This is a genomic window from Pseudomonas sp. JS3066 (assembly GCF_036328175.1).
In the GTDB taxonomy this organism is placed as follows: Bacteria; Pseudomonadota; Gammaproteobacteria; order Pseudomonadales; family Pseudomonadaceae; genus Metapseudomonas.
The window spans coordinates 3,199,391-3,214,584 of the sequence record NZ_CP143312.1; the positions used below are offsets into that span (position 1 = coordinate 3,199,391).

A 15,194-nucleotide genomic window follows, 5' to 3' on the forward strand; every position below is an offset into this window, starting at 1 on the left:
TGGCCCACTATGGAGTAGTCGTCAGCGAATGCCTGAGCTTCGCAGTGCGGCGGCGGTGTACTCGGCGGCGCTGGAGGTGAAGCCGAACTGCAGCGCCTTTTTCTCCTCGTTGTGCATGCCGGACGCGATGTATCGGCCGTTGATCAGGTCATACAGCGCCTCGGTGCCGAGCCAGGGGATCTGCAGGTCGTACATCGGTGAGAGGTGGCCTTCGGCGACGCGCCAGAGGGCGCCACGCGCGTCGTAATGATCGGCCAACGCAATCTGCCAGCTGTCCTCGTCGACGAAGAAGACCCGCTTGGCATAGATATGCCGCTCGCCTGGTTTGAGGGTCGCCTCGACCTGCCAGACGCGATGCAGTTCGTAGCGGGTCAGCTCGGGATTGATATGCCCGGGCTTGATGATGTCGCTGTACTTGAGGTCCGCCCCGTCGAGCCGGTAGCTGTTGTAGGGGATGTAGATTTCGCGCTTGCCGACCAGTTTCCACTCATAGCGATCCGGTGCGCCGTTGAACATGTCCTGGTTGTCGGCGACACGCTGGCCGTCAGCAGCCGGATAGGGACCGTCATAGGAGACCTGCGGCGCACGGCGTACGCGTCGCTGCCCGGCGCTATAAAGCCACGCCAGGCGCGGCTCCTTGACCTGGTTGAGGGTCTCGTGCACCAGCAGCACATCACCAGCCAGACGCGACGGAGCAGTCACCAACTGCTTGTAATAGAACAGCACGTTTCCTGGGTTCGCCGGATCAAAGTCGGCAACGCGATCACGGAAGGTGAACTGATCTTTGAAGTGCACCGGCACAAAACTGCCATCGGCCAGCGGAGTGGCCTGCACATGGCTGCGCTTGGCGCTGCCGCCACGGTAGCGGGTGATGTGGTTCCACACTACTTCCAGGCCATCCTGCGGGATGGGAAAGGGCATCGCGGTGGAGAAGTTCTCCAGACCGTTGCCTCCGTCCACCATTCTGGTTCTTGTCGCATTCTCCCTGGCCGCCTGATAGACAAAGTCAGGCGCATTGGCGGAGCGGTGGCTACGGTAGACCGGTAATTGGTAGGTGCCTGGATAGCGTTTGAGCATCGCCATTTGCCCAGGCGTCAGGTGGTCCTGGTACTGCGCCATGTTCTGCACGGTGATAGTGAACAGCGGCTGCTCTGTGGCGAAGGGGTTGCTGAGAAATCCCGCGGCATCTCGATTGCCGGCACCGCTGGACAGTCCCCCGTCCCAGGGGGGAATGGTACCCGCGGCATTACCCGCCTTTTCGGCTCCCAGAGGCGTGAGCGACGCGCCCAACTGGGCGGCCTGCTCGACACTGACCGCCCCCAGGGCGAACTGACCGATCAGGCCAAGGCTCAGCGCCAGCGAACAATTTGAAAAGACCATCTTTCCCATGCTTTCGCTACCTCTTGTTGTTGTGCTTCGTGAGTAAGCGCTGGAGTTTCTGAATACCTGCACGCCCCCCTCGCACGTCAATCACGTACTTCCGGGGAGGCATGTAGGAATCAGCACTCCGCTCAATCCATTGAACTGATGAAAAAGGGCTGCCTGCTTCCGATGGGGCGATCGTTAAAACCCAGGCTCTGACAACAACGCTATCGTTGCCGTACAATGGTATCGCCAGCATGAAGTGGAGCGTTTCTTTCGGGGACAAGTTGGTGCTGTGTAGTGAGCCGCCAGACAATGGTGGCTCACTACAGTCAGACTCCGGGTCACTTACCTGGCGTGGACAAACGATTGAAACGAATTGTTCTTCGCCCGTTCCAGCGCGCCGTAGGCGTAGTACTGCTGGATTATCTGGCAACCCCAAACGGTCAGGGCGTAGATCATGAACTCCATCTTGTCCTCGTCTCCCGGGATTGGGAGGAAGTCATAGACGACCGCCACGGCCAAAGCAGCCGCCGTAGTCAAGGCATTGAGCAGTGCATGCATGAACTCGCCGGCGCGCAGCAGACGCCAAGTGAAATAGCAGAGATAGAGGGTGTAGCAGGCCCACATGATCAGGTAGAAATACGGCAGCAGCCCTTTAACGAAGTCGGCCAGTACCAGCACGAAAGTGGCGGCGAAGGTGACCCCGAAAATCATGATGTCCTTGGTAACCGAAGGCCTGTAGTTATGGGTGACCGCCATCAGGCCAAGCGTGGCCACGATCGGGACACCGAAAGCGCGGGAAAAGGCATCGAGGAAGAAAGAGATGCTGTAGCCAACCTTGAAACCCGTCACAAGGAATAGCAGTAGATTCGAAGCAGAGAAGGCCACGATCAGCCACTCAAATCCGAGCAGATAGTTCTTCCGAATGCGCACATACTTGAGGCCGTAAACCACACCGCAAGTGATCAAGAAAACGCTAGAAAGCAGCGCAAGAACTTCCTTAATTTCCATAGCAATAACCTCTATCAAATACTCTACCGATGGTTCACTTCGCCACAGGGACGAGCGCTGCGAGATAGTGGGAAAGTGCCTGACGATCATCCGCGGACAAGGTCGAGACGATGGCTGTCATCGCGCCCGTCGAATCCTTGCGCCTCCCTTCCGCAAAGGCATTCAGTTGGGCCAGCAGGTAGTCATGCCCCTGTCCGGCCAACCGCGGGAACTGGTCGCGCCCCATCAGCCCTTCGCCGTGACACGCCGCGCAGCCTCCGTTCAACGCCAGCCTCTGCCCCTTATCCCGCAGCACGGGATCAGCCTTGAAGGAGCTGTTTTGCGCAGCCGACTGCTTGGCGAAGTACGCCGCCAACTGCTGGACGTCGGCCTCGCTCAGGGTCATAGCCAGCGGCCCCATGTTCGGATTGGCCCGCGCGCCACTGGCGAAGTTACGCAGTTGGTTGGCCAGGTAGGTAGCAGGTTGACCAGCCAGGCTGGGATACCCCTGATGCTGCGACTTGCCTTGAACACCATGACAACCTACACAGGCATCGCTCAGTCGTGGCCATGGGCCGCCGTCGGCTTCCTTGGCCTCTGTGGAAGTGCTGATGTGGTCCATCAGACGATAGAGATCAAGGGCATCCCGACCGTAAAAAGCCAGCAGCCCGGCAAGGACCACGACTACAGCCACCGCTATCAATTTCTTCATCTTCGCCTCCTATGCCCGACGCAGCGCGTTGAGCGCCTGCAGGGCACTCTGGTGGCCCGAACGTACGGCGCCATCCATGTAGCCGGCCCAGATATCAGCGGTCTCGGTACCGGACCAGATCAGGTTGCCGCAGGGTGGCCGCAGCGCCTCGCCATGGGTGGTCCAGAAGCCCGGCGGGATGGCGGATACGCAGGTGAGCGTCCAGGGGTCATCACGCCCCCAGTCCTGGTCGTGGTATGCCACGGGCTGCAGCGCCTCGTCGCCCCAAACGTCGGCGAAGATTTCCGTCAGCGTGCGCTTGGCCGTTTCATGATCCGAGGGCAGATTGGCGTTGGAGAGGAAGGCATTGATGATGCCGATCTCGCCATTGGGCGGCGAGTTGTCCCAGGCCCAAATAATGGGGCCACCCATCATCATGATGTGCCCGTTCAAGCCCTTGTCCCGCCAGAACGGCCGGGAATACACCATGGCCATCTTGCGTGCCGGCGAATGCGCGGGCCAGGCACGTTGCAGTGCTGCACGCGCCGCCGGCAGGGCCGGCTCGAACTGCACCCGGTTGCACAGGGCCGGATGGATGGCCACGATGACCTTACGCGCGCGAATCGCCCCCTGGTCGGTGTGCAGGGTCACGACCTCGCGATCCCAGTCGGAAATCTTCCGCACCGGGCACTGCAAACGCAGCTTATCGCCCAATTGCTCGGCCATCTTGATGCTGAGGATCTGCGAGCCGCCAACGAAACGCGTGCCTTGCGCGCTGTCCTTGATCGAGTCGAGTTTTTCGTAGTCGCAACCGGCCGAATTGATCATGGACAGGAAATGCAGCAGCCCCATTTTGGCCGGGGTGACGCCACCAGTCAGCGTCATGCTGGCATCCCAGCCGGACCGATCCTCCGGCTTGATGTTTTGCTGGGCCAACCAGTCTCCGACCGAGAGCTTGTCCAGCTCAGCAGCCCTGGGGGATTTCCAGGGGGCCCCCGAGGGGACTTCGCGAGACATCTCGCTCAGCTTGCCAGCCACGGTCATGTCGGTGCCGAAGGTTCCTTGTAAATCGACTTCCAGCCGACCGTCACCGCCGATGACGACCGTGCGTCCTTCGTAGAACGTCGGGAAGGTGCCAACCTCCAGCTGACGCGCAAGGTCTTCGACGGCGGTCTGACCAGGCCCGATCCACTGACCACCAACTTCCGAGACGTAACCATTCACCTCGTAATTGAGGGTACGCCCCCCTACTCGATCCCTCGCTTCCAGAACCAGGAAGGACTGGTTGCCGGCCAATTGCAGGTCACGGGCGGCGGTCAGACCGGCCAGCCCCGCACCGATAATGACGACATCCAGCACGTCGTCCTGCCCGGTCGACACCATCGCGTCACCTGACGTCTCGCTGGCATGCGCCAGCCCTGTGGTCAGGCCGAACCCACCAATCGCTGCAGTGGCACCCGCCAGCTTCAGCAACTGCCGTCGCTTGAGATCGAGAGAAGAATTTGAGTTGGGCTTGTTCGCCATACTCGTAGCCTCACGTATTTTTTATTGAAGTCGTCGTTCTTGTTACGGCATGGGAAAGACGGCAGCGAACAGCCAAAATGGCCGGCGATGGCATGCCGCGAGATTCACCGGGGAGCCCCGGCGATCGATGTGCTTATTGGAATTCAACGAACCTCGGGGCCTGGCCCTGGGGTTCACCCTGTGGCGAGTATGAAGGTCGATCGGCGCAGCAACTGCGTGCCGAACAGGATCATCCACATCGGGAAGATCAGGACGACCAAGACCAGTAGGGCCGCCGAAAGTCCGGTCAGTTGCGGGAAGAACCCGGCCAGGAAGAAGAGGCCAAAGCACCAGCCGACGAAGCTGAGGGGCAGCAGCACCGACCGGCCCCAGCCCGCGCGCTTGAGATGGCCACCGACCACCAGTCCCCAGAACAGCACAACCGGGCCCTCGCACCACCACAGCCCTTTCTGGCTGCCGACAGCGATGCTGGTCCAGACAACTTCCGCTGCCTTGGCTGCTTCACCACCCGCCGCATGAGCGTCGGCCAGCGGGTTAAGCACGGAAAGTTGCAGGGCTGCGCCGATGACACCCAGGGCCACGTAGAGGGCGATGGCGAGCACAGCGATATCCCCAAGGGTGCCCGCCTCTTCACGAAAGACGCTCCAGAGGTAGCCTCCGATCACCAGCACCGGCAGATAGAAACCGAGAATGTCGGCGAGCATGGACAGCCGGAAAAACTCTCGAATCTCTGCCGGGAACGCCAGCATCGCCGCACCGTCCAGTGAAACGGTCATATCACCCTGGGTGACCATCAGCATGAAGCCGACATTCAGGTAGGCAAAGATGCCGCCCAGAATCGCGGTCCAGGCGGTGACGCGCACTGCCTCTTTTGAGTTGTTATTCATCATCGCTCCGCGCAAGCAGAAATGTTGTGTTCGGAACTGTGCGGAGATTCCCGCGACGTCAGTTCCGGTTCTCGGTCAGTTAGCGGCGCCGCCCTGCACCTTACGATTCACCCAGTTGTCCATCAGGTTCGCCGCCCCCAGCGCCAGCTTGACGGCGCACCACTGCAAGGGCTCAGGGAGGGTCGAGGGCGTCTTGTGGCGCAACGCGGCCAGCAGAGGATGCTCGACACCGCCAATTCGCTCGGCGAGCAGGTAGCCCATCAACGATTGGGTGGCGACGCCGTGCCCGGAACACCCGGCGGTATAAATGACGTTCTTCTGGGCGCCCGTCTCACCAACAACCGGAAGCGCGTCATAAGCCATGCTGACGTACCCGCTCCAACTCGACTGGATGCCGAGGCCGCGCAAGGTTGGGAATCGATCGTTCAGCGCCACCGCCAATTCTCGATAAGCGACTTCATCCGGCACATTTGGGGTTTGCGAGCCATACGCATAACCGAGCCGTTTCGTTGTGATGACCAGCGTGTTGCGAGCGGTCAGACGATGGCTCTCCATCGTCCAGTGCGAGGTGATCAAGCCTTCCCTGCCCGACCAGCCCAGCGAGGTCAGTTGCGCTGCCGACAGGGGTTCCGTCTCGATCGCCGAGACCCGTAGCGGTACCACCTTGTCCCTTAGAAGGCCGAGCTGCGGGGTGTAGGCGTTTGTGGCTAACACAACATAGGACGCGCTCGCGGTGCCCCGCCTGGTCGCACACCTGATGGTCGGACCTTCGCTGTAGGACAGCAGCGGCGTGTTCTCGTAGAGCTTCACACCGGCCCGGAGCGCCGCGCGCCGCAGCCCCATCACGTACTTGCCGGGGTCCAGGGTGCCGCCATGCTGCTGGGCATAACCGAACAGGAAGGCTGGCGGGATACCGCGCGCGCGCATGTCGGCATTGTCCAGGAACTGCGTCGTGGAGCCGAGCTCCAGACCAAGCTCCATGGCCTTGCGCATTTTCTTTTCCTGAGAGGGATGAACGCCGACGCGAATATTTCCTGATCGGTTGTAGTCGCAGTCGATGCCGAGCTCTTCGAGCCTGCGTTCTACGTAGGTGACCCCCTCGTCATAGAAGCTGACGATCTTCCGCGCCTGCTCAATGCCGACGCGGTTGACGAAGAATTCGAATTCGATCCCCAGGCTGCCACCGAGATAGCCCGCATTGCGCCCACTCGCGCCGAAGCCGGCGAATTCTTGCTCGAGGATGATTACCTTCGCACCGAGTGCAGTCAGCTCCAATGCAGTAGACAGTCCAGCAAAGCCAGCACCGACCACGATCACATCGGCGCTGACATCACCCTCCAGCTCTGGCTGCATGTCAGCCGGCCTTTCCACCCACCCACCGAGCCGACGAAAATGCGCGACTCCACAGCTGGTCTTGTTTTCCGCGTCTCGACGGGGTGCTGACATGACACGTTCTCCTATCGGCTCAGGATGTGAACTGCGACGGCGCCTTCTTCGACCCCGATAAGGCCACCGCCATTTTCCTGGATTGCATGGCGCGCGCCCTCGACCTGCCGGGCACCCGCCTCGCCACGCAACTGAGTGGTCAGTTCGTAGAGTTGGCCAATGCCGGTTGCGCCAAGCGGGTGCCCTTTGGATTCCAGCCCGCCAGAGGGATTGATCGGGACTCGGCCACCCACGGTGAAATCACCGCGCTCGGCACAGACCCCGCCCAGCCCCAGGGGCGCCAGTCCGAGGTTCTCCGCCTGAATGATCTCCCCCATGGCGGACGCATCGTGAACCTCGGCGACATGCATGTCCTGCGGCCCCAGGCCGGCGATCTCATAGGCCTGCAGCGCGGCTAGGTGGCTGACGTGCTTCTCCGGCTCGTCGATGCTCCGCAGGGTAAAGCTGCGGATCACGCTGGCGGCGATCTTCACGCAGCGCCGGGGGTCGGCTCCGATCCGCTTCAGACCGGCCTCGGTGCAGATGATCGCGGCGGCGGCGCCGTCGGTCATGGGTGCGCACATCGGCAGGGTGATCGGGTAGGTGATCGGCGGCGCCGCTAGCACTTCCTCGATGGTGAAGGGCTTGCGGAACTGGGAGTACGGGTTGTGCACCGAGTGGTTGTGGTTCTTCGCGCACACCGCCGCGATCTGCCTCTGGGTGGTGCCGTAGGTCTTCATGTGCCAACGGCAGAAGCCGGCGTAGATGGACATGAAGCGGCTGTACGGACGGTCGGACTCCGAGCCGGGCGGCGGCACGACGCCGTCGCCCATCTTCGACAGGATGGCGAAGTTCTCCTCGGCGCGGGCGACGTCCCACCCTGCTTCGAACAGGGCGAAGGACTTCGCCTTGTCGGCCACCACCATCTTCTCGCAGCCCAGGGCCAGCGCCACATCGGTAGCGCCTGCGCGCAGGCTCTGCACTGCCAGGTGAACGGCGGTGCTGCCTGAAGCGCAAGCGTTCTCGACGTTGTAGGCCGGCACCCCTTCGATGCCGATCTTGCTCATGATCACCTGCCCCGGGATGGACAGCTGGCCCTGCAACGCACCGTTGGTAATACCGGCATAGAAGACGGCACCAATGTCGGAGCGCTGCGCGCCGGAATCCGCCAAGGCGCCGTTGAGCGCCTCCAGGGCCAAGTCCTGGAGGCTGCGATCCGGATGACGACCGAACTCGGTCATGGCAATACCGGCAATGTAAATGGGTTCCATCAGAAGACTCCTCGACTTCAGATCTGCCGGTTGGCGCCTTGCCAATAACGGGCACGCAGGTCTTTCTTCAGCACCTTGCCCACCGGGCTGCGTGGCAGCGCCTCAATGACGTCCACCGATTTGGGCGCCTTCACCGAACCCAGCTTTTCCTTGCACAACGCAATCAGTGCGTCGGCGTCGACGGTCTGTCCCTCGTTCAGCTCGATGACGGCCTTGACCGCCTCACCCCATGTCTCGTCGGGCACGCCGATAACCGCGCAGTCGCGTACGGCAGGATGGCTCCAGAGCACCTGCTCAACCTCGCTCGGGTACACGTTGAACCCGCCCGAGATGATCATGTCCTTCTTGCGGTCGGTGATGTGCAAGTAGCCGTCGGCATCGATGTGGCCGATATCGCCGGTATGCAGCCAGCCATCGATGAGAGTCTCCGCCGTTTTCTGCGGATCCTTGTAGTAGCCCTTCATGATCAGGTCGCCGCGCACACAGATCTCACCCGTTTCACCCTGGGTGAGAATCTCGTTGCCGTCGTTCATGATCTCCACGCGGACCAGGGGGTTGGGCTTTCCAACGGAAGACAACCGCTCATCGCTGGCCACTTCACCATTCACGAAGTGCTCGCCCGGCGTCAGGTGCGCAATCGCGCCCGGCGCCTCCGTCTGCCCATAGCCTTCCATCATGACCGGGCCGAAGACTTCGATCGCCTTGCGCAACTTCTCCACCGACATCGGTGCAGCGCCATAGAGGAAGTAGCGAAGCGACGAGAAGTCGACCTTCTTGTTCAGGTCGGGAATATCCAGCAGTCGGTAGATGACCGTTGGCGGCAAGAAGAACTCCGTCACCCGGTATTGTGGGATCGCCGCCAGCAACAGTTGTGGTTCCGGCTTGGTGATGACCACAACCGCGCCGCCCCTGGCCGTGCAGGGCATCGACAGCATGCCGGCGGTGTGGGTCATCGGCGCTGCCGCCAGGTTCACCGGCCGGATATTGGCGGGATACGGCGTGTTAATCATGAAGTGCGCAAAGCTAGTCTGCACGCTGCGATGGGTGTTCATGACGCCCTTGGGCAAGCCCGTGGTGCCACCCGTGGGCCCGAGCCAGATCACATCGTCCGGATCGACGGAGACACGTGGATCTGTGGCCGGCTGTTGCGCGATGAATTGCTCCAGCGATTCGGCCCCCTCCACTTCACCATCTATGCAGACCCACTGACTGATCTTCGGCAGCTGCGGCCGCAGGGTAGCAATGGTCTCGGCAAATTCGCGCTGGAAGAACAGGATCTCGCAGTCGAACGCGTCCAGTACGTAGCGGTTCTCCTCGGGCGCGTTGCGCGCGCCCACCGGAATCCAGCACAGGTTGGCGCGCCACAGACCCAGGGCACAGAGCCAGGCGGTTACATCGTTAGCTGCCCAGACTGCGCCCTTCACCCCGGACGCGAATCCACTGGCCAGCAGTGCGTTGGCGATGCGGCAGGACATGTCCCCCGCTTCGGTAAAGGTCGTGACCGTGCCGTCCTGGATATAGGCAGGCCCCTGCGGATTGATCCGCCAGCCACGGTCGAAGAAATCAATGATTGCCATCGTCGTCACTTCACAGCTGGGTGATGGTTGCGCGAGCCAGGCCGCGTTGCTCGAGGAAGCCGAGCATGTAACGGTGGCCGAAGGCCTTGGAGGAGGACGCGAAGCCCACTTTGGCAACGTCGTTGTCCAGCAGCTTGACCGCAGCCGCCGCGTGCAGCGCACCGGTGGCGATATAGGGGGTGATGCCGTGCACGGTGGCACGCACCGCCGACAGCTGACCGCGACCGATGGCGAAGTCCACGGTGCGCTGCAGGGTGCTGCGCTCGCGCGGCGGCATGCTCGGGGTGGTGGAATCCACCAGGTTCTGGATCACTGCGTCCTGCTGCTCCTTCGGCAGATGCTTGTACTCGGCCTCCCACTTCTGCCCCAGGGCATGGACGGTCCTCATCACCGGGTTGTCGTAGAAGCCGACACAGGACATGCAGCTGCGCACGCGGCCGTCATTCTGGAAATAGATCGGCAGCGAGGTACCGCCCCACGGCAAGCAGAACACGGACTCGAGCAGGCTGGGGCAGACCACGTTGAAGCTGGTGTTGGGCGCGTACGGAATCAGTTCCTTCTCCCACAGGTAACCACCCGGGTGACGGAAGCCTTCGAAGATGGTGGCGGTGGAACCAACGGTCACGCCGGCAGCGCCCACGCGCGGGCCGCGGGTCAGGGTCGCGGTTTCCAGGGAGTCGACACCGGGGGTTTCCAGGGCCAGCTCAGCGGCGATCTCGGCGAAGGTGTACATGTAGGCCAGCGAGGGCGACAGCAGCAGGCCGGCCTGGCGGTACAGCTCGCCGAACTGATCGCGCAGGGCACGGATATGCTCCTGCTCACCGGCCGGGTCCAGGTAGTGGCAGCCAGCTTTCAGGGCAGCCTCAGCGGTGGTCAGACCGAAGTTGACGAACGGGCCGACGGTGTTGCACACAACTTTTGCACCCTTGAAGACGGCAGTCAGGGCCTCGACCTCGTGAGGGCACTCGACGATTTCGTAGGTGGCCGACTCCAGGCCGACGACGCGTTGCGCCATCATCTCCTGGGCACGCTTGGCGTTACGGGCCACGGCAGTGAAGGGGATCTTCTGGTCAATAAGCCAGTCCATGGTGAGCATGCCGGTGTAACCGCTCGCGCCATAGACAACGACAGGATATTTGGCCATTGGGGTGTTCCTCGCTTTTGTTCTTGGATGGATTGAATCGGATGATCGAATCAGTTTTGGGCCCAGCCTTCGGCGTAGAGCTGCTGCGCAAGCAACCCCAGACGCATGGTCAGGATGCGGTTCTCGCCGTCTTCGATCAGGGCGGACTGGGTGTCGCGTAGCAGCTTCTCGATGGGGTACTCGAGCGTGGTGCCATTGCCGCCGAACAGGCGGAATGCCTCCTCCACCACCGCCAACGCTTCTTCGGTCACGGTGACCTTGGCCGAGGCTGTGGCATAGGGATGGGTCTGTGGCGAGAGGCGTGCAAAGCTCAGTGAGCGGCGGGCAACCGCACGGGCGATTTCCACGCGGCGGAGCATTTCGCCCAAGCGCAGGCGGGTCATCTGGTGATCGATCAGCATCCGACCACCCTGGCGGCGCTCGTGGCAGTACTGCAACGCCAGTTCGAAGGCCGCCCGAGCCACACCGGTGAAGACCTGGCTCATATGGGTACCGGCATAGGACCAGGAGGAGCTCACGGCGCCGTAGTAACCGTCCCGCTCGGCAATGGCGAAGCGGCGCGGGACACGTACGTCATCGAAGTATATTTCCCCCTGAGGCAAGGAACGTTGACCGATCTTCTCCAGGGGCTTGCCCTTGGAAACCCCCTTGATATCCAGCGGAACGATCACAGCGATGCCATTGGGCAATCCATCCTCACCGTAGAAACCGTCACCGTAGTCGGCGCACATCAGACCGAATGCCACCTGCGCGACAGCACCGTTGGAGACCCAGGCCGAGCTCTGGCCATTGATGATGATCTCGTCGCCAACGACCTTGGCGGTCAGGTTCCCGATGTTGGCCGGCGTACCTACGGGCCAATCGCGCTTGATATCGAGCAACTGGTTGTCGCTGCCGCGATCCGGCTGGGTGGCCATCCAGCAACCGATCCGCCCCTGGCACAACTCGATCAGTTCGGCGTTGCCGGCAGCGACGGCCATCTGCAGGGGGAAGCCAGCACAACCAAGGGAGACCGCCAGGCCAGCATCGCCCCACCCCAGCTCTTCGCCGATCATGGATTCGATCCGCACTGCCATCTCCGGCGGCAGCTCCGCTAGCAGTGCGGGGTCCAGCCCCAGCTTGGCGAATTCGCTGAACACCGAGTAGTAGGGAGAGCCCGGCGCAGCCACTTCTTCGGCGGTCATCCGGTCCAGCTCGCGACCCAAAGGACGCAGCACGTCCTTGGCGAAACGGTGCACAGAGGCCTGTATGGCTGCTTCTTCCTCGGAGAGAGGAGTTTCGAAACCGGACAGTCCGGCCGCAGGAAGGGTGAGGTTGGGCTTGAGCGTAATCATCAGACCACCTCCGCCGACACCGGCAAACAAATCATCAGGCACTGCACGCCCGGGCAGTTGGATTGAATGGCGAACGAAGCAATGCTCTTTTCGCCGGGAAAACCTCTGCAGACGGCGAAGCCGTCGTTGGGACGGGAACCTGTCTTGAAGCTTTTCATGCGCGACCTCCAGGGGGGTCTCTTGTTGTTTTGCAGAACTGTAATCCTGTCTTTATTTTTACGCAACAGTTGTTATGCAAAACACTTGTTACGACCCAGGCAAGGCAACGCCCCGGGACGAACAATCGCGGCTCTTCAGCCGATCCGGCGAAAATTGAACGGGCGGGCACAATCGCAACCGGCAGCAGGAAATGAATTGATTTGCGCCGTTTCCGTTCAGTGGATTGGCGATATGGGGGATGGCGCAGCGCAAATGAAACCTGCCCGACAGCATGGCCCACTGCAGATTCAGATCTCGGCATGGGAGTGGGTCAGACAGCGGGGGGCGGACGCGGTCGAGAGGGTGAGTTACGTCGAACGATTCACGGCGCGCGACAAGGCAGCACTAGCCAGGCTGCGCTCAGCGCCTACCAACGGCTTGCGTGGCCCGGTAGCTACCAGGACTCATGCCGGTCCACTGGCGGAAGGCTCGATGAAACGCGCTGGGCTCCTGGAATCCGCAACGAATCGCGATCTCGGAGATGCTCAAGGTCTCATCGTTGAGGTAATCGAAGGCCAATGCCTTACGCACTTCGTGCTTGATCGCCTGATAGGAAAAACCCTCGCGCTCCAGCTGTCGGCGGAAGGCGGATTCGCTCATCGAAACCTGGCTTGCCATCTGCGTCTGGGACGGCCATTCCAGCTCAGGGGACGTCTTGAGGCGGCGATAAACGTCGGCCGAAAGCCCTGATCGATTGCGGAATCGCACCACCACACCCTCTGGCGCGTGACGGAGGAACTGCTTGAGACTGGCGAAGTTGCGGATCACCGGCAGCGACAGCTGGGCTGAACCGAACTCCACCTCGGTACGCCTGGCCTCGAACTCAATCCAGGGTCCCCAGAGCAAGGGTTCGGCGCCGTGCGGAGGCGGAGGATGGCCAAACTGGGTACGGTCGAAATTGAGCCGGCGTCCCACAAGCCAGCAGGCCACGCCAATTACCATGCTGAGGTAGATCTCCTCGGCGACTCCACGGATAGCGGGATCGTCGATACGGGTTTCCAGGACGATCGCGGTGCGATTGCCGCGCAGTTCCAGATGCGCGCGGATGTCACGCAGGAACAAGTTGAAGCCGGACAGGCACTGGCGCAGCGCGCGCCCCAGGTCCGGCTCGTGGAGCACACTGCGGCAGATGATCGCGAACGTACCACGAGGCATCCCACCCGAATCGAAAGCGAAGAATTCATCTCCCAGCTCCTCGGTGAGCAGCAGCCACAGCCGTGTCACCGATTCCGCCGGTACCCGGCGCAAGGGTTCATCGAGCCAGGAAGGCTCGATACCCGCTTCGCGCAGAATCGCCTCCACGCGCGTAGGTGCCTGCGCCAATCGGTGCACGGCGGCCTTCACGAAATAGGCGGCCACAGAGTCATTCGTCCGGACGATGTGCTCTTCAGCGTTGCCCGTCATAGTCCTTGCCCATCAGCTGATATGTCCAAATTCGACATCCGAGTGCGCGCAATTCCGGCATAGGTGGGCAGGCCACTGCCCCCTAGACTTCCGGCCATCAATCCAGGAGCGTCTCAGATGAACAGACCTGAAGTTTTCGTTGTCAGCGCGGTGCGTACCGCCATCGGTACCTATGGCGGCACCCTCAAGGATACCCCGCCCGCGCAACTTGCCACACTAGTCACCCGAACTGCCCTCGCACGCGCCAACTGCGATCCGCAGCAGGTGGAACATGTCGTGTTCGGCAACGTGATCCCTAGCACGCCCAAAGACGCCTACATCAGCCGGGTCGCCGCACTGCAGGCCGGAATTCCCAAGGAAACCCCGGCCTTTGGCGTCAATCGCCTTTGCGGTTCGGGCCTGCAAGCCATCGTCAGCGCCGCCCAGGGCCTGCTGCTGGGTGACGCGCGCATCGCCATTGCCGGTGGTGCCGAATCCATGAGCCTGGCCCCCTACCTCGTGCCGAGCGCACGCTGGGGCGCTCGCATGGGCGATAGCAAGATGCTCGACTTCATGCTCGGCGCCCTGCAGGACCCGCTACACGGCATCCACATGGGTATCACCGCCGAGAACGTCGCCAAGCTGCGCGGCATCACACGAGAAGACCAGGATGCCCTAGCCTTGCAGAGCCAGCAGCGGGCAGCCCGCGCCATCGCCGAAGGACGTTTCGATAGCCAGATCGTCCCCGTGGAAATCCGGACCCGCAAGGGTGTAACCCAGTTCGAGATCGACGAGCACGTGCGATCTGAGGTGACCCTTGAGCAACTGGCGAAGATGAAGCCGGCCTTCACCGAAGGTGGCACCGTTACCGCAGGCAATGCCTCCGGTCTCAACGACGGCGCCAGCGCTTTGCTGCTGGCCACTGGCGATGCGGTGAAGGACCAGGGCCTGCACCCCATGGCTCGGGTGGTGGCCTATGCCCACGCTGGCGTCGAGCCAACCGTCATGGGCCTGGGGCCGATTCCGGCGACTCGCCTGGCCCTGCAACGCGCGGGCCTGACCGTGGCCGACCTCGACGTGATCGAGTCCAACGAAGCCTTCGCCGCCCAGGCCTGCGCGGTGGCGCGCGAGCTTGGATTCGACCCGGAGAAGGTGAACCCCAATGGTTCCGGTATCTCCCTGGGACATCCGATCGGTGCCTCCGGTGCGATCATCGCCACCAAGGCCATCCACGAGCTGCAGCGGATCAAGGGCCGCTACGCCTTGGCCACCATGTGTATTGGCGGCGGCCAAGGCATCGCCGTCATCTTCGAACGCGTCTGAAGGGGGCCGGTCGGGGCACGTCAGCCGGACTTCGCCCGAGACACGACTCCAGCAGTATCCCGACCGGTTCCTTCGGCGCGTT

Annotated in this window: 13 protein-coding genes; 1 reads left to right on the plus strand and 12 read right to left on the minus strand. The window is 62.0% G+C overall.

Going from position 1 to position 15,194, the window contains the following annotated elements; translation table 11 throughout:
- Positions 1-21: 21 nt before the first annotated feature.
- From SA496_RS15000 to SA496_RS15055, 12 genes are all read right to left on the minus strand, one after another.
- Positions 22-1,389, minus strand: coding sequence for a DUF1329 domain-containing protein (locus SA496_RS15000; RefSeq protein ID WP_377671306.1), 1,368 nt, complete (start codon positions 1,387-1,389; stop codon positions 22-24).
- Positions 1,390-1,710: 321 nt separating this feature from the next.
- Positions 1,711-2,376 (minus strand): hypothetical protein, encoded by a 666-nt coding sequence (locus SA496_RS15005; protein ID WP_179058744.1) that lies wholly within the window; start codon positions 2,374-2,376, stop codon positions 1,711-1,713.
- A 34-nt stretch (positions 2,377-2,410) separates the two neighbouring features.
- Positions 2,411-3,067 (minus strand): c-type cytochrome, encoded by a 657-nt coding sequence (locus tag SA496_RS15010; protein WP_330114032.1) that lies wholly within the window; start codon positions 3,065-3,067, stop codon positions 2,411-2,413.
- 9 nt (positions 3,068-3,076) lie between these two features.
- On the minus strand, positions 3,077-4,570 hold the full coding sequence (locus SA496_RS15015) for a flavin monoamine oxidase family protein (RefSeq protein WP_330114033.1): 1,494 nt from the start codon (positions 4,568-4,570) through the stop codon (positions 3,077-3,079).
- Positions 4,571-4,743: 173 nt separating this feature from the next.
- Complete coding sequence (locus tag SA496_RS15020; RefSeq protein ID WP_179058907.1) at positions 4,744-5,457, minus strand: hypothetical protein; 714 nt, start codon at positions 5,455-5,457, stop codon at positions 4,744-4,746.
- Between the two features lie 75 nt (positions 5,458-5,532).
- The gene (locus SA496_RS15025; protein WP_330114034.1) at positions 5,533-6,903 is read right to left on the minus strand and encodes an NAD(P)/FAD-dependent oxidoreductase; all 1,371 of its coding nucleotides are present in this window, start codon (positions 6,901-6,903) and stop codon (positions 5,533-5,535) included.
- Positions 6,904-6,914: 11 nt separating this feature from the next.
- Positions 6,915-8,153, minus strand: a complete 1,239-nt coding sequence (locus SA496_RS15030; RefSeq protein ID WP_179058748.1) for a thiolase family protein — start codon at positions 8,151-8,153, stop codon at positions 6,915-6,917.
- Between the two features lie 17 nt (positions 8,154-8,170).
- Entirely contained in the window at positions 8,171-9,730 is a 1,560-nt protein-coding gene (locus SA496_RS15035; RefSeq protein WP_280353335.1) for an AMP-binding protein, read from the minus strand.
- A 10-nt stretch (positions 9,731-9,740) separates the two neighbouring features.
- Positions 9,741-10,874 (minus strand): saccharopine dehydrogenase family protein, encoded by a 1,134-nt coding sequence (locus tag SA496_RS15040; RefSeq protein WP_280353337.1) that lies wholly within the window; start codon positions 10,872-10,874, stop codon positions 9,741-9,743.
- A 50-nt stretch (positions 10,875-10,924) separates the two neighbouring features.
- A complete protein-coding gene (locus tag SA496_RS15045) occupies positions 10,925-12,208 on the minus strand; it encodes an acyl-CoA dehydrogenase family protein (RefSeq protein ID WP_179058751.1) in 1,284 nt (427 codons plus the stop codon).
- Positions 12,208-12,366 carry a hypothetical protein gene (locus tag SA496_RS15050; protein WP_179058752.1) on the minus strand — a complete coding sequence of 53 codons (159 nt, stop codon included), beginning with the start codon at positions 12,364-12,366 and terminating at the stop codon, positions 12,208-12,210. Before SA496_RS15050 ends, SA496_RS15045 begins: the two co-directional genes overlap by 1 nt.
- Before the next feature lie 400 nt (positions 12,367-12,766).
- Positions 12,767-13,810: an AraC family transcriptional regulator gene (locus SA496_RS15055; RefSeq protein ID WP_179058753.1), complete on the minus strand. Its 1,044-nt coding sequence runs from the start codon at positions 13,808-13,810 to the stop codon at positions 12,767-12,769.
- 117 nt (positions 13,811-13,927) lie between these two features.
- On the opposite strand from SA496_RS15055, the gene SA496_RS15060 reads away from it, so the two are divergent.
- On the plus strand, positions 13,928-15,112 hold the full coding sequence (locus tag SA496_RS15060) for an acetyl-CoA C-acyltransferase family protein (RefSeq protein WP_330114035.1): 1,185 nt from the start codon (positions 13,928-13,930) through the stop codon (positions 15,110-15,112).
- Positions 15,113-15,194 lie beyond the last annotated feature (82 nt).